Origin of the sequence: Curtobacterium sp. VKM Ac-2887 (assembly GCF_015350935.1) — a bacterium.
In the GTDB taxonomy this organism is placed as follows: domain Bacteria; phylum Actinomycetota; class Actinomycetes; order Actinomycetales; family Microbacteriaceae; genus Curtobacterium.
Genome location: NZ_JADKSB010000011.1, coordinates 38724 through 52812 on the forward strand (window position 1 = coordinate 38724; position 14089 = coordinate 52812).

A 14089-nucleotide genomic window follows, 5' to 3' on the forward strand; every position below is an offset into this window, starting at 1 on the left:
CCGGTGCCGGTTCCTGGAACCGGCACCGGGCCTCCCGTCAGTTGCGTCTACTCCGCGTCGGTCGCGGTCGGGACCGCGATCCAGTCCGCCAGCTTGCGGGTACCGGCGCCGGAGTCGATCGCCTCGGCGGCCACCGCGAGCTGCTCGCGGAAGCGCTGCAGGATCGGTCGGTCGGACTCGGCCGGGTCCTGCGCCAGACGGAAGGAGACCAGTCCCGCTGCGGCGTTGAGCAGCACGATGTCGCGCACCGGGCCCGTCTCCCCCGACAGCACGCGGTGCACGACGGCTGCGTTGTGCTCGGGGTCACCACCGAGGAGGTCTTCAGTGCGTGCACGTGCGATGCCGAGGTCGCGCGGGTCGAGGTCGTGCTCGATGATGCGCCCGCCGGTGACCTCCCAGATGTGGCTGTGGCCGGTGGTGGTGAGCTCGTCGAGGCCGTCGTCCCCGCGGAACACCAGGGCGGTCGCGCCGCGGGTCTGGAACACGCCCGTGATGATCGGCACGAGTTCGAGCTGCGCGACACCGACGGCGTTCGCTTCGCACCGTGCGGGGTTGACGAGCGGCCCGAGGAAGTTGAACACCGTTGGCACGCCGATCTCGCGGCGGACCGGCCCGGCGTGCGCGAAGCCCGGGTGGAACGCGTTGGCGAACGCGAAGGTCAGTCCGACACGCCGGAAGGTGTCCGCGACACGCGCGGCGTCCATCGTGAGATCGAGGCCGAGAGCGGCGAGCACATCGCTCGAACCGGACTTCGACGAGCTCGCCTTGTTGCCGTGCTTCACGACGGGCACCCCGGCGGCGGCGATGACGATCGCCGCCATGGTCGAGACGTTCACGGTGCCGACCACGTCCCCACCCGTGCCGACGATGTCCAACGCCATCGGGTCGACGTCCAGCGGAACGGCGGCGTCGAGGATCGCGTCGCGGAACCCGACCACCTCGTCGACGGTCTCGCCCTTCGCGCGGAGCGTCACGGCGAACGCGGCGATCTGTGCCTGGGTGGCGCGCCCGTGCACGATCTCCTCCATGGCCCATGTGGATTGCCTGATCGTCAGGTCCTCGCGCGCCATGAGCGCGCTGATCACTGCAGGCCAAGAGAGTGCGTCAGGCATGGCTCGATCGTAGTGAATTCGAGAGACCCGCCAGTCTCCTGCGAAAACACTGTCTGGGGTTTCGGCCATAATGGAGGACGTGACTAGCACCCCTCTCTCCAGATCCGCCAGCGGTCCGGCCCTGAACAGGCCGAACGCCGTTGCCGTGGGGACGATCGTGTGGCTGGGCAGCGAGGTCATGTTCTTCGCCGGCCTGTTCGCGATCTACTTCACGCTGCGCAGCACGTCCCCCGAGCTGTGGGCGGCCGAAACCTCCAAGCTCGAGGTGCCCTTCGCCTCGGTGAACACGATCATCCTGGTGCTGTCCAGCTTCGCGTGCCAGTTCGCCGTGTTCGCTGCAGAGCGCTTCCAGGTGCACCGCACGAGCTGGAACCCGCGCCACTGGGGCATGACGGAGTGGTTCTTCGTCACCTACGCGATGGGCGCGATCTTCGTCTGCGGCCAGATCTTCGAGTACGCCAACCTCTGGCACGAGGGCGTCACGCTCTCCTCCAGCGCCTACGGCTCGGCCTTCTACATGACGACCGGGTTCCACGGCCTCCACGTCACGGGTGGCCTCATCGCCTTCCTGCTGACGCTCGGCCGCGGCTTCGCCGCGAAGAACTTCGGTCACAAGGAAGCGACCACCGCCATCGTCGTGTCGTACTACTGGCACTTCGTCGACGTCGTGTGGATCTTCCTCTTCGCCGTCATCTACCTTCTCAAGTAGGAACTGGACACCCCCGAGCACATGTTCAACAGAACCAAGACCAAGAAGGGCCGCCGTTCACCGATGGCGACCGTCTCGCTCATCGTCGTGGGCCTCATGACCACCGGCGGTGCGTACGCGCTCTTCAGCTCCACGGCCAACGCCGACGACAGCACGAGCACCGTCGCGGCGACCAGCCAGTCGAAGGTGAACGAGGGCCAGAAGCTCTTCGCCTCGAACTGCGCGACCTGCCACGGCCTCTCCGCCCAGGGCACGAGCGAGGGTCCGTCCCTCATCGGTGTCGGCGCCGCCTCCGTCGACTTCCAGGTCGGCACCGGCCGCATGCCGATGGCCGCCCAGGGTCCGCAGGCCGAAGAGAAGCCCGCGCAGTTCACGGACGAGCAGGTCGACGCCCTCGCCGAGTACGTCGCCTCGCTGGGCCCCGGCCCGGCCGTCCCGTCCACCGAGCTCACCAACGGTGAGGACGGCGACGCGGCCGAGGGGGCCGAGCTCTTCCGCATCAACTGCGCCATGTGTCACAACGTGGCCGGCGCCGGCGGTGCCCTGACCGAGGGCAAGTACGCACCGAACCTGTCGACGGTCTCCGGCAAGCACATCTACGAGGCGATGCAGACCGGCCCGCAGAACATGCCGGTCTTCAACGACCTGAACCTCACGCCGGAGCAGAAGGCCGACATCATCACGTACCTCAAGTACGTGCAGGACAACAAGTCGCCCGGCGGGTTCGCACTCGGCTCCCTGGGCCCGGTGGCCGAGGGTCTGTTCATCTGGATCTTCGGACTCGGCGCGGTCGTCGCGATGACCGTCTGGCTGACCGCGAAGTCCAACTGATCGTCCGTGTCGAACGACACTGAAGGGAACACCATGGCAGAGCACGACGACGAGACGCTGAACTCGTCCTCGGCTGTCGAGAAGCACGGCACGACCACCTCCCCCGGGATCGCGGTGCTGCCCACCGACCCGTTCGAGAACCCGGGTGAGCCGCCGCACCGCGCGCGCCGCACCGACGTCGACCCGAAGAAGCAGCGCCTGGCCGAGCGTCAGGTCGCGACCTTCTTCTACCTCTCGATCGTCGGCAGCGTCCTCTCGATCGCGGCCTACGTCGCGTTCCCGATCGACTCGAACGACTTCGGGACGGTCCGCACCGCGAACCTCTTCCTCGGCCTCTCGATCGCCCTCGCACTCATCGCGCTGGGCCTCGGCGCGGTCTACTGGTCGAAGTCGCTCGTCGTCGACCGCGAGATCACCGAGCTCCGCCACGGCACCCGCGGCACGGACGCGACGCGCGCCAAGGCCGTCGAGGCCTTCCAGCTGGCCGACAAGGAGTCCGGCTTCAGCCGTCGCAAGCTGATCCGCAACTCGATGATCGGTGCGCTGGCTGCGTTCCCGCTGCCGGGCATCGTCCTGGTCCGCGACCTCGCTCCGGCCGAAGACCCGAACGAGCTCCTGCGCCACACCTTCTGGAAGCAGGGCCTGCGCCTGACGAAGGACCCGACGGGTCTGCCGATCAAGGCCTCGGACGTGACCATCGGTTCGGTGTTCCACGTCATCCCGGACGGCATGCTCGACTCCGAGCACATGCTCGAGGAGAAGGCCAAGGCCTCCGTCCTCCTCATGCGTCTCGACCCGAAGGACCTCAACCCGTCCAAGGGCCACGAGAACTGGGGCTACGACGGCATCGTCGCGTACTCCAAGATCTGCACCCACGTCGGATGCCCGGTCGCGCTCTACGAGCAGCAGACGCACCACCTGCTGTGCCCGTGCCACCAGTCCACCTTCGATGTCTCGAACAACTGCGAGGTCATCTTCGGTCCGGCCGCACGCCCCCTCCCCCAACTTCCGATCGCGATCGACGACGACGGCTACCTGGTTGCCCAGAGCGACTTCCACGAGCCGGTCGGACCGTCCTTCTGGGAGCGTGAACGCTGATGACCAGCACCCCCACCACCACGGCACCGAGCAGCACGGCCAACAAGCCGGCTCCGGAGCGCGGATCCCGCATCATCGGCGGGGTCGCCAACTACATCGACGAGCGCACCAGCATCTCGGGGCTCGTCAAGGAAGTCGGCCGGAAGATCTTCCCGGACCACTGGAGCTTCATGCTCGGCGAGGTGGCGCTGTACAGCTTCGTCGTCGTCCTGCTCTCCGGCACGTTCCTGACGTTCTTCTTCCAGGCCTCCATGGCCGAGGTCGTCTACAACGGCTCGTACGTCCCGCTCAAGGGCGTCGAGATGTCGACGGCGCTCCAGTCCACGCTGGACATCTCGTTCGACATCCGCGGTGGGCTCTTCGTCCGCCAGGTCCACCACTGGGCAGCCCTGCTGTTCGTGGCGTCGATCATGCTGCACATGGCCCGCGTGTTCTTCACCGGTGCCTTCCGCAAGCCGCGTGAGCTCAACTGGGTCTTCGGCTTCCTGCTCTGGGTCCTCGCCATGGGTGAGGGCTTCACCGGCTACTCGCTCCCCGACGACCTGCTCTCCGGAAACGGTCTGCGGATCATCGTCGGCATGATCGAGGGCGTCCCGGTGATCGGCGTCTGGATCGCCTACCTGCTCTTCGGTGGCGAGTTCCCGGGCACCGACATCGTCGGCCGCCTCTACACGCTGCACATCCTGCTGCTGCCGGCGATCCTCGTCGCGGTGCTCGGTGTCCACCTCGTGCTCGTCGTGATCAACAAGCACACCCAGTTCGCTGGCCCGGGCAAGACCAACGACAACGTCGTCGGTGTCCCGATCCTCCCGGCGTTCGCCGCCAAGGCCGGCGGGTTCTTCTTCATCGTCGCGGGCATCATCGCCCTCATCGCGTCGATGTTCACGATCAACCCGATCTGGAACTACGGCCCGTACGACCCCTCGCCGGTCTCCGCCGGTACCCAGCCCGACTGGTACATCGGCTTCGCCGACGGCGCACTGCGTCTGGTGCCGCCGCACTGGGAGGTCGTGTGGTTCGGCTACACGGTGTCGTTCAACATCCTGGCGCCCATCGCGGTCCTGGTGCTGCTCATCCTCGCGATCCTGCTGTACCCGTTCCTCGAGTCGTGGATCACCGGCGACAAGCGCGAGCACCACATCCTGGACCGCCCGCGCAACGCCCCGACCCGCACGGCGATCGGTGCCGCCGGCATCACGCTCTACGCCAGCCTCTGGGCTGCGGCGTCGTCGGACATCATCGCGACCCACTTCCTGGTGTCGATCGAACACGTGATCCACGTGATCCAGGCAACGACGGTCCTCGGCCCGTTCGTCGCCTTCTGGATCACGAAGCGCGTGTGCCTCGCACTCCAGAAGAAGGACCGCGAGATCGTCCTGCACGGCTACGAGTCCGGTCGCATCGTCCGACTCCCCCACGGTGAGTACATCGAGGTGCACGAGCAGCTCGACGAATACGAGCGCTGGAAGCTGCTGCAGTTCAACGAGTACAAGCCGCTCATGATCCGCCCGAACGCCAAGGGGCAGATCACCGTGGTCCAGAAGGCCCGTGCGAGCGTCTCCCGCTTCTTCTTCGAAGACCGCATCGAGCCGGTCTCGAAGGCCGAGCTCGAGGCAGCGCACGCCGCCCACCACGGCCCGGACCTCGAGGGCAGCCACCAGGCCCCGCAGGTCGAGGAAAAGCACTAAGCACGACGACAGGAACCCCCGCCACCACGTGGCGGGGGTTTCTTCGTGCGATGGGCGAAACGCCGCCCCCAGTTCACGGCTGGTTCACCGACACGTGCTGGACTCATCCAGGACGGTGTGGCAACGTGTTGCACCACGCATCCGCCAACGGAATGAGACCCCGATGGACAGCCGGACGGCCGAACACCCCAGGCCGAACCACTTCCTCCTCCACCTCAGCGACACCCACCTCGTCTCCGGCGACGGTGATCTGTACGGCGGGGTCGACTCCGCCGCACGGCTCACCGAGATCGTCGCGGACATCGAAGCATCAGGCACCCGGCCGGAAGCGATCGTCGTCACCGGCGACGTGGCCGACAAGGGCGAACCGGGTGCCTACGCCCGCGTCCGCGAGATCGTCGAGCCAGCTGCCCGCCGGATCGGTGCCCAGGTCATCTGGGCGATGGGCAACCACGACGAGCGCGGCGCGTTCCGTCAGGAGCTCTTCGGGTTGCACCCCACCGACCGTCCGGTCGACTTCGTCTACGACGTCAACGGTCTCCGGGTGATCACTCTCGACACGAGTGTCCCGGGCCACCACCACGGCGAGGTCTCCCCCGAGCAGCTCGACTGGCTGGCCGAGGTCCTGTCCGAGGCTGCGCCGCACGGCACCATCCTGGCGATGCACCACCCGCCCGTGCCGAGCGTGCAGGACCTGACCGTCCTCGTCGAGCTCCGCGACCAGCAGGCCCTGGCCGAGGTGCTGGAGGGCAGTGACGTCCTGTCCATCATCGCCGGCCACCTGCACTACTCGACCAGCGCGGTCTTCGCGGGCATCCCCGTGTCGGTCGCCAGTGCCACCTGCTACACGCAGGACCTCACCGAGTTCCAGGGCGGCACGCGTGGGCGGGACGGCGCGCAGTCGTTCAACCTGGTGCACGTCTACGGCCACAACGTCGTGCACTCGGTCGTCCCGATCGGGCACTACTCCACGGTCGGCGAACCGGTGTCGGCCGTCGAGACCGAGGCCCGACTCGCAGCGCACGGGGTCACGATCCCGCCCGCGGTCGAGCCGGCTCCGGTGACCTCGAGCATCCCGGTCTTCACGCTCGACTCGGTGCCGGTCTCCCCCGTCCACCGGTAGGTCGCCGCACTTCGTGAGCAGCAATGGTCGGGTCCGCAGTGCGGACCCGACCATTTGTGCTCACCATGTGCGGTGGGCGTGCGCCCACGGCGGACGGGAGGCGCGTGGCGGGGCCGCCACGGGCCTCCCGCCGTCCGGCCGGTGGTCGCGACCCACCGCGAGACGTGTGTCGAGCGGTCAGCTAGCGTCGTCTGCCGGGGCGGGCGCCGACAGGCCGCGACCGGTCGGCGGTCGGCGACGGGGCGGGGCGGTGGGGAGGCGCGTGGCGAGTCCGTCCCGGCCCTCCTGACCGGCCGATGGTCACGACCCACCGCGAGATGTGTGTCGAGTGGTCAGCTTGCGTCGTCTGACGGCGCGCGTGCCGACAGGCCGTGACCGGTCGGCGACGGGGCGGGGCGGTCGGGAGGCGCGTGGCGGGGCCGCCACGGGCCTCCCGTCCGGCCGGTGGTCATGACCCACCGCGAGACGTGTGTCGAGTGGTCAGCTTGCGTCGTCTGACGGGGCGGGCGCCGACAGGCCGTGACCGGTCGGCGGACGGCGGTCGGCGCCGAGCCCGGAGCCGTGGCTGGGTTTCGGCGCCGGGCTCGCGGGCTCGCCCGGAGCGCGTGGCTGGGCTTCGGCGCCGGGCTCGCGGGCTCGCCCGGAGCGCGTCGCTGGGTTTCGGCGCCGGGCTCGCAGGCTCGCCCGGAGCGCCCCGGCAGGACGCTGGCGCGTCCTAAGCGCCGGGGCGCTCCCACGGCGCGGGGAAGGGGAAGTAGCGCTCGAGGAAGTCGGTCACGCGCTGCGTCCGCTCCTCGTCGCTGACCTCCGGGAAACTGCCGTCGTTCAGGCAGAAGAAGTCCGCGTTCCGCTTCTTGAGCAACTCGTCGAGCGACCGCAGCCCGGACTGCATCGTGGTGTCGATGTAGCGGACGTCGGCGTTCTCCTGCGTGATCGCCCGACCCGTGAGCAACGAGTAGTAGTGGTAGAGCGAGTTGGTCACCGAGATGTTCTCGGCAGCACGGAAGCGCGACGCCGCCGTGGCACGGAACTCGTCGGCGAACTCGTGCTCCATCTCCGTCATGATCGACGAACGGAGCGGGGTGGGCGCGTGCTCGAGGTGCCTGGTGGTGACCGCACCGAACCGCTGCTGCAACAGGCGCCGGTTGACCCGCGCGGAGTTCTCGAACCCGCTGCGCGCGGCGTTGTTCACGCCGAGGCCGATGCGGGTGGTGGCGAGGATGAACTTCGACACCGACCCCGGGCTGAAGAACACCGAGGGGTCGACGGTGCGGCCGAAGAACATGTCGTCGTTCGAGTAGATGAAGTGCTCGCTGATGCCCGGGATGTGGTGCAGCTGCGACTCGACGGCCTGCGAGTTGTGCGTCGGCAGCACGGACGGGTCGGCGAAGAACTCCTCGCTGCGCACGATGCGGACCTTGGGGTGGTCGGCGAGCCAGTGCGGAGCGGGTGAATCGGTGGCGATGTAGATCTGGCGGATCCACGGTGCGAACGTGTGTACCGAGCGGAGTGCGTACTTGAGCTCGTCGATCTGGCGGAACCGTGCGGGGGCGTCGTCGCCCTCGCCCAGGACGGCCGTCGCCTGCGCTGCCTGGCGGGCGCGCTGGTACTCGATGGCGTTGCCGTCGACCCACGAGAAGACGATGTCGATCGGGAACCGGATGTCGGAGACGTGGTCGTCGAACATGTGCTCGACGGTGCGCCAGGTACGGCCGTAGCGCTCGATGTCGACGAGCACGAACTCGTCGACCGGCAGGCTGCGGCGCATCAGGGCGTTCTCGACGGGTGCGAGCACCTCGGTGTCGGTGAGTCGCCAGAACTCGAGCTGCACGCTCGTCTCGGCGCCGTAGCGCAGACGACCGAGGGGCTCCAGGCGCGGGCGGAACACGCGCAGTACCGGCTCGTCGACGGGCCCGAGACCGTCGTCCTGCACGAGCACGGCCGGCTCCCCCGGCGGCTTCGCGTAGAACGGCTCGTTGACGGCGGCGGCCATGACGGCGCTCTCCGCACGCTGGCGGTCGCGCTCGTCGATCGCGATGACCGGACGCTCGTCGTTGCCGCGGATGAGCAGGTGGTCGACGTCGGCCTCGGTCAGCGCGTCGTCCAGGAACAACAGGTCCTCGATCATCGACTGCTGCGGCGTCAGGTGGCCGTTGAGCAGCGTCAGGCGCCCCTTGCGGACGACGACGTCGGGCCGGTCGAGACCGCCGGAGGACGGTCGAGGGGTCAGCAGAGGACTCTCGGTCACCGGCTCGGTCTCGTCGTTCATCCATGCCCTTCGGGTCGTGCTGCCGGGTCCTGTACCCGACCCTGCGATCCTACCGTCCGCCCGCCCGGTCGGTTCCGCAGGCGGTCAGCGGAGCCGGTCAGGAGGCCCGGGGTGCGTCCGCCTCGCGCGGCACCTTGACGGCGATGCCCACCACGATGAACAGGGCGGCAGCCAGGATCTGCAACGCGGCCCACACCTGGCCGGGGATCGGCACCGTGACCAGGGGGTTCCAGCAGACGGCGACGGCGGCCATCAGCACGGCGGCCCACCACGTCTTCCCGCGCACCGCGAAGACGAGCACGATGAGGGACAGCACCGTGATGCCCCAGCGGGCGAAGACGAAGCCGGACGAGTCGATGATCGCCACGCAGGCGAGCAGGACGATCGCGGCGATGAGCGACGGCGCGAGTGCCGGCCGGGTGAACCCCGGGGTGGCATGGGTGTTCGTCGTCCCCGCGGTCGGTCGGACCGGTGCGGCGGGCACGCCGTTCTGCGACGACCCCACCGGGGGTCGTCCCTTGCGGGTAGCCATCAGGCGGGGGCCTCGTCGAGGTCGATGGCCGTGAAGGACCGGGACATCGGCGGGAGACCCCGCACACGCTCGAGCGCGGGGACCAGCTCGCCGAGGTAGGCCCGGTAGCCCTCGTCGGTGAGGTGCAGGCCGTCGTCGGTGAACCGGTCGTCGAGGTGTTCGCCGTCGGCCAGCGCGGGCCAGGCGTCGAGGTACTGCGCGTGGCAGGTCGCGACGAACTGCCGCAGGTGCCGGTTCGCTTCCTCGATCTTCGCCGTGTACTCGGCCTGGCGGGGCAGGACGGAGACGAGCAGCAGGCGGACACCGGGCAGCTCGCGCCGCAGGGTGACGAGGATCGTCTCGACGTTGCGGACGACGTGTTCCGCGCTCGCCCGGTGGTTGCCGAAGTCGTTCGTGCCGATCAGCAGCACGATCACCTCGGGCTGTTCGGCGACGACCGCGTCGAGCCGTGCGAGCACGCCGTCCGTCGTGTCGCCGCTGATGCCCTGGTTCAGGGTCTGCTCGTCGGGCAGCCAGCTGTCCCACGACCCCTGGGCCGTGATGCTGTCCCCCAGGAACAGGACGGGACTGCGTTCCTCGGTCATGCTGCCTCCTCGTTCGCCGGTTCCGGACTCCCATTGTGCTGGGTCCGGTTGCGCTGCGTCGACTCGGTGTTGTCCGACTCGCGCTCGGCGGCCGCGGTGATGCGCTCGACCATGCCCGGGAAGATGATCCCGTGGAAGGGCAGGATCCCGTACCAGTACAGCCGGCCGGGCAGACCCTGCGGGAAGTAGATCGCCCGCTGGTGGTAGTCGCTGCCGCCCTCGGGGTTCGGGGTCACGGTCATCTCGAGCCAGGCGCGCCCGGGTGACTTGAACTCGGCGCGGAGCCGCAGGTAGTGACCGCGCTCGAGGCGTTCGACGCGCCACCAGTCGAGGGCGTCGCCCTGCTCGAGTCGGTCCTGGTCGCGACGACCACGGCTGAGCCCGACGCCGCCGGCGACCTTGTCCATCCAGCCGCGCGCGACCCAGGCCAGCGGGAACGAGTACCAGCCGTTCTCGCCACCGATCGACTCGACGACGCGCCAGACGTCCTCTGCCGAGGCGGTCGAGTGGCGCTTCCGGTCGTCGACGTAGACGGTGTGGCCGGCCCAGTCCGGGTCGGTCGGCATCGGGTCGGCGGAGGCGCTCGACAGGGTGGCGCTCCGCCAGCTCGTCTGCACCTCGCCGGAGCGCATCTTGTTCAGTGCGAGTCGGACCGCGCGGCGGTACGAGGTGAGCCCGCCCTCGGGCTGCGGGACGACGTCGTCGATGTCGTGCTCGCGCTGGACGCACTCGAACTGCAGCGACTCGATGATCGGCGTCGCGAGCTTGCGTGGGATCGGGGTGACGGCGTTGAACCAGTGTGCGGCGAGGCGCGGGGTGAGCACCGGCAGAACCGTGATCGGCCGCTGCCGCAGCTTCGCCTCGACCGCGTAGCCGTTGAGCATCTGCCCGTAGCGCAGGACGTCCGGCCCGCCGATGTCGAAGGTGCGGTTGACGTCGGCGGGGACGTCGAGCGCCGCGACCAGGTAGTACAGGACGTCGCGCACGGCGATCGGCTGGATGCGGTTGCGCACCCACCGCGGTGCGGGCATCCACGGCAGGACGTCGGTCACGTGCCGGATCATCTCGAACGAGGTGCTGCCGGAACCGATGACGACGCCGGCCTGGTAGGCGATCGTCGGCACGCCGGAGTGGAGCAGGATCTCCCCCACCTCTTTCCGGCTGCGCAGGTGCTTCGACAGGTCGCCGTCGGGGTGCAGGCCGCCCAGGTAGACGAACCGGCTGACGCCGGCACGCTTCGCCTCGTGCGCCATCGTCTCGGCCGCCTGCCGTTCCGCGGACTCGAAGTCGCCGTCGGCACCCATCGCGTGGGCGAGGTAGTACACGGCCTCGACGCCGTCGACCGCGGCGCGGACCGCGTCGGCGTCCTGCAGGTCTCCTTCGGCGACGTCGACGTCGCTGCTCCACGGGACGTCCTGGAGCTTCCGGGGGTTGCGCACGAACACGCGCACGGAGTGTCCGGCTTCGAGGAGACGGGGGACGAGACGACCGCCGATGTACCCGGTGGCGCCGGTGACGAGGACCTGCATGCCCGGAACGCTACGCGGCACGCCTGACGGGTAGGCTTGCCGGGTGGACAACGCAGCCTTCCCCGTCACCGCCGATGCCGTCCGCGGCCTCATCGACCACGCGATCCTGAAGCCCGAGCTCACCCGCTCGGACGTCGACGCCCAGCTCGACGAAGCCGCCGCGTACCGGGTCTTCAGCGTGTGCGTCCGGCCCAGCGACGTCGCCTACGCCGTCGAGCGTCTCCGGGGCACCGGCGTCGGCGTCGGGACGGTCATCGGCTTCCCGCACGGCACCACGTCCACCGCGGCCAAGGTCGCCGAGTCGCTGCAGGCCCTGGCCGACGGCGCCTTCGAGCTCGACATGGTTCAGAACATCGGCGCCGCGAAGTCCGGCGACTGGGAGCGCGTCGAGCAGGACGTCCGCGCCGTCGTCGACGCAGCCGGGTCCACCGTCGTCAAGGTCATCCTCGAGACCGCGTTCCTGACCGACGACGAGATCGTCGCAGCCTCGCGTGCCGCGCAGTCCGCCGGTGCCGCGTTCGTGAAGACCTCCACCGGGTTCGCCGGCGGCGGGGCGACGACCGAGCACATCGCACTGATGCGCCGCACGGTCGGTGCCGACACGGGCGTGAAGGCCTCGGGCGGTGTCCGCGGACTCGACACCCTGCTCGAGATGGTGGACGCCGGGGCCAACCGCATCGGCACGAGTGCGTCCGCGCGCATCCTCGACGAGGTCGCGCACCGCGTCGAGACCGGTGCCGCGTCGTCGCAGGGCGACGACACCAGCTCCTACTGACCCACCGCGACACGACCTGACCCACCGCGACACGACCTGATCCACCGCACGACGACCTGACCCGACCGACCCACCACCTGCCAGGCCGGGGCCCACCGGACGCGACGCCGCGTCCGGGAGCCGCCCCGGGCCTCCAGACCGCCGCATCGGAGCGCGCATGTCCAGCACCGCACCCCAGTCCCCCGCCCTCGCACTCGCCGTCGACCTCGGCGGCACCAAGGTCGAGGCCGCGCTCGTCACCGACCAGGGCGTCGTCCTGCCGGGCACGCGCTTCCGCAGCCCCACCGGGCCGCAGCGCACGTCCGACGAGCTGCAGGCCGCCGTCGACGAGGTCGTGACGAGCGCGCTCGCCACGGTCCCGACCGACGCGACCCTGGTCGGCGTCGGGGTCGGCTCGGCCGGCCCCGTCGACGAGGAGCACGGCCTCGTCTCTCCGCTCAACATGCCGGTGTGGCGCGGCCACCCGCTGCGCGACCGCATCGCCGCGCTCGTGCCCGAGGGCGTGCCGGTCACGCTGCGCATGGACGGCCTGGCGATCACGCTGGCCGAGCACTGGGTCGGTGCGGCCCAGGGGTACGACCACGTCATGGGCATGATCGTGTCGACGGGCGTCGGCGGTGGCCTCATCCTGCACGGCCGGACCGTCAGCGGCCCGACGGGCAACGCCGGGCACATCGGGCACGTGGAGTGCGGCGGTTACGACGATCCGTGCGCGTGCGGCGGCACCGGCTGCCTCGAGGCGATCGCCAGCGGCCCGAAGACCGTTGCCTGGGCGCAGCGCCAGGGGTTCGACGGGTCCACCGGCGAAGAACTGTCGGCGGCGTACGCGGCCGGCGACGAGATCGCGGTCGCCGCGGTCAAGCGCAGCGGCCGGGCGCTCGGGCAGGCGATCGCGGCGGCGACGAGCCTCGTCGACCTCGAGGTCGTGGCGATCGGCGGCGGGTTCTCCCACGTCACGCCGGACCTGTTCGAGTACGCACGCGAAGCGGTGGCGGAGCGCGTCGAGTTCGGGTTCGTGACGAAGCTGCGCATCGTGCCGACGGCGCTGTCGCAGGACGGCCCGCTCATCGGCGCGGCGGCACTCGTGCACCGCGCCGACGTCCTGCGCTGAGCGGACCGCGCCGACGCCCTGCGCCGACGCCCTGCGCTGCCGACGCCGACGTGCCCGGCCTCTCCACAGGGGGTGTCGGCCGGGTGTCGGTGTCCGGCAGGATGACGGGGTGCCCGGTTCCCGTCTCCTGACCACGGACGACTGGCCCGAAGCGGAGCTGCGCGCTGCCGTGCTCGCGGGCGAGTTGGTGCCCGTCGGGCCGTGCTGGGCCTCCCCCGCGACGCCGCAGGACCCGGCGCTGCGCGCGACCGCGGCATCGTGGGTCTTCGGCGACGCGCGGCTCGTCGCCTCCGGCCGGACCGCTGCGTGGGTCTGGGGCGCGGCGTCGCGGCCACCGGACCCGATCGAGGCGAGCGTCCCACCGCAGCTGCGCATCGCGGTCGGGCCGGGCCTGCACCTGCGCGAGGTCGCGCTCCAGCCCGTCGACGTGGTCCGGTTGGGGTCCGTGCAGACCGTCGTGACGACGCCGGCGCGCACCGCCGTCGACCTGCTCCGCACCCCGGGTGACTGGGATCTCGAGCGGGCAGCGGCCGTCGACGGCCTGCTGACGATCGGGGCGGTGTCCGTGGACGAGCTGCACGCGCGCCTGAGCGGCCTCGGGACCATCCCGATGGCGCGGCAGGCCGAACGGCGGCTGCGCGGGCTGCTCAGCGCACGCTGACGCGGGCTCGGGCCGTGCTCAGCGCGCGGCGACGCGCGCTCGGGTCCTGCTCAGCCCGAGGCGACGC

The 14089-nt window shown here is 70.1% G+C and carries 13 protein-coding genes; 8 read left to right on the top strand and 5 right to left on the bottom strand.

Features of this window, described 5'->3' with window-relative positions:
* Nucleotides 1–47: 47 nt before the first annotated feature.
* On the bottom strand, nt 48–1112 hold the full coding sequence (gene trpD / locus ITJ69_RS13585) for an anthranilate phosphoribosyltransferase (protein ID WP_194673011.1): 1065 nt from the start codon (nt 1110–1112) through the stop codon (nt 48–50).
* Nucleotides 1113–1182: 70 nt separating this feature from the next.
* Between trpD and ITJ69_RS13590 the strand changes: the two genes are divergently transcribed.
* From ITJ69_RS13590 to ITJ69_RS13610, 5 genes are all read left to right on the top strand, one after another.
* Complete coding sequence (locus ITJ69_RS13590) at nt 1183–1821, top strand: cytochrome c oxidase subunit 3 (RefSeq protein ID WP_111084027.1); 639 nt, start codon at nt 1183–1185, stop codon at nt 1819–1821.
* Nucleotides 1822–1842: 21 nt separating this feature from the next.
* Nucleotides 1843–2652 carry a cytochrome c gene (locus ITJ69_RS13595; protein WP_123294420.1) on the top strand — a complete coding sequence of 270 codons (810 nt, stop codon included), beginning with the start codon at nt 1843–1845 and terminating at the stop codon, nt 2650–2652.
* A gap of 33 nt (nt 2653–2685) precedes the next feature.
* Entirely contained in the window at nt 2686–3750 is a 1065-nt protein-coding gene (locus ITJ69_RS13600; protein WP_111084029.1) for a ubiquinol-cytochrome c reductase iron-sulfur subunit, read from the top strand.
* The gene (locus ITJ69_RS13605; protein ID WP_131880102.1) at nt 3750–5438 is read left to right on the top strand and encodes a cytochrome b; all 1689 of its coding nucleotides are present in this window, start codon (nt 3750–3752) and stop codon (nt 5436–5438) included. The genes ITJ69_RS13600 and ITJ69_RS13605 overlap by 1 nt, the downstream gene beginning before the upstream one ends.
* 163 nt (nt 5439–5601) lie before the next feature.
* On the top strand, nt 5602–6561 hold the full coding sequence (locus ITJ69_RS13610; RefSeq protein ID WP_123938020.1) for a phosphodiesterase: 960 nt from the start codon (nt 5602–5604) through the stop codon (nt 6559–6561).
* A 715-nt stretch (nt 6562–7276) separates the two neighbouring features.
* Here the strand turns inward: ITJ69_RS13610 and ITJ69_RS13615 are convergent.
* The 4 genes from ITJ69_RS13615 to ITJ69_RS13630 all read right to left on the bottom strand — a co-directional run bounded on the left by ITJ69_RS13615 (nt 7277) and on the right by ITJ69_RS13630 (nt 11475).
* A complete protein-coding gene (locus ITJ69_RS13615; protein ID WP_123294423.1) occupies nt 7277–8830 on the bottom strand; it encodes a stealth conserved region 3 domain-containing protein in 1554 nt (517 codons plus the stop codon).
* A 97-nt stretch (nt 8831–8927) separates the two neighbouring features.
* The gene (locus tag ITJ69_RS13620; RefSeq protein WP_194673012.1) at nt 8928–9362 is read right to left on the bottom strand and encodes a DUF6804 family protein; all 435 of its coding nucleotides are present in this window, start codon (nt 9360–9362) and stop codon (nt 8928–8930) included.
* Nucleotides 9362–9946: a GDSL-type esterase/lipase family protein gene (locus ITJ69_RS13625; RefSeq protein ID WP_132100356.1), complete on the bottom strand. Its 585-nt coding sequence runs from the start codon at nt 9944–9946 to the stop codon at nt 9362–9364. Before ITJ69_RS13625 ends, ITJ69_RS13620 begins: the two co-directional genes overlap by 1 nt.
* The gene (locus ITJ69_RS13630; protein WP_123294425.1) at nt 9943–11475 is read right to left on the bottom strand and encodes an SDR family oxidoreductase; all 1533 of its coding nucleotides are present in this window, start codon (nt 11473–11475) and stop codon (nt 9943–9945) included. Before ITJ69_RS13630 ends, ITJ69_RS13625 begins: the two co-directional genes overlap by 4 nt.
* Nucleotides 11476–11518: 43 nt before the next feature.
* Here ITJ69_RS13630 and deoC point away from each other — a divergent pair, with 43 nt between their 5' ends.
* From deoC to ITJ69_RS13645, 3 genes are all read left to right on the top strand, one after another.
* On the top strand, nt 11519–12250 hold the full coding sequence (gene deoC, locus ITJ69_RS13635) for a deoxyribose-phosphate aldolase (RefSeq protein ID WP_131880096.1): 732 nt from the start codon (nt 11519–11521) through the stop codon (nt 12248–12250).
* Between the two features lie 157 nt (nt 12251–12407).
* Nucleotides 12408–13361 (top strand): ROK family protein, encoded by a 954-nt coding sequence (locus ITJ69_RS13640; protein ID WP_194673013.1) that lies wholly within the window; start codon nt 12408–12410, stop codon nt 13359–13361.
* 109 nt (nt 13362–13470) lie between these two features.
* Complete coding sequence (locus ITJ69_RS13645) at nt 13471–14022, top strand: type IV toxin-antitoxin system AbiEi family antitoxin (protein ID WP_159571406.1); 552 nt, start codon at nt 13471–13473, stop codon at nt 14020–14022.
* The last annotated feature ends 67 nt before the right edge of the window (nt 14023–14089 follow it).

Bases quoted from the DNA above. Each gene is read 5' to 3' on its own strand.
- ITJ69_RS13610 (WP_123938020.1), top strand. From the start codon at position 5,602: ATGGACAGCCGGACGGCCGAACACCCCAGGCCGAACCACTTCCTCCTC.
- ITJ69_RS13620 (WP_194673012.1), bottom strand. From the start codon at position 9,362: ATGGCTACCCGCAAGGGACGACCCCCGGTGGGGTCGTCGCAGAACGGC.
- ITJ69_RS13640 (WP_194673013.1), top strand. From the start codon at position 12,408: ATGTCCAGCACCGCACCCCAGTCCCCCGCCCTCGCACTCGCCGTCGAC.
- trpD (WP_194673011.1), bottom strand. From the start codon at position 1,112: ATGCCTGACGCACTCTCTTGGCCTGCAGTGATCAGCGCGCTCATGGCG.
- ITJ69_RS13615 (WP_123294423.1), bottom strand. From the start codon at position 8,830: ATGAACGACGAGACCGAGCCGGTGACCGAGAGTCCTCTGCTGACCCCT.
- ITJ69_RS13600 (WP_111084029.1), top strand. From the start codon at position 2,686: ATGGCAGAGCACGACGACGAGACGCTGAACTCGTCCTCGGCTGTCGAG.
- ITJ69_RS13605 (WP_131880102.1), top strand. From the start codon at position 3,750: ATGACCAGCACCCCCACCACCACGGCACCGAGCAGCACGGCCAACAAG.
- ITJ69_RS13630 (WP_123294425.1), bottom strand. From the start codon at position 11,475: ATGCAGGTCCTCGTCACCGGCGCCACCGGGTACATCGGCGGTCGTCTC.
- ITJ69_RS13590 (WP_111084027.1), top strand. From the start codon at position 1,183: ATGGAGGACGTGACTAGCACCCCTCTCTCCAGATCCGCCAGCGGTCCG.
- ITJ69_RS13625 (WP_132100356.1), bottom strand. From the start codon at position 9,946: ATGACCGAGGAACGCAGTCCCGTCCTGTTCCTGGGGGACAGCATCACG.
- ITJ69_RS13595 (WP_123294420.1), top strand. From the start codon at position 1,843: ATGTTCAACAGAACCAAGACCAAGAAGGGCCGCCGTTCACCGATGGCG.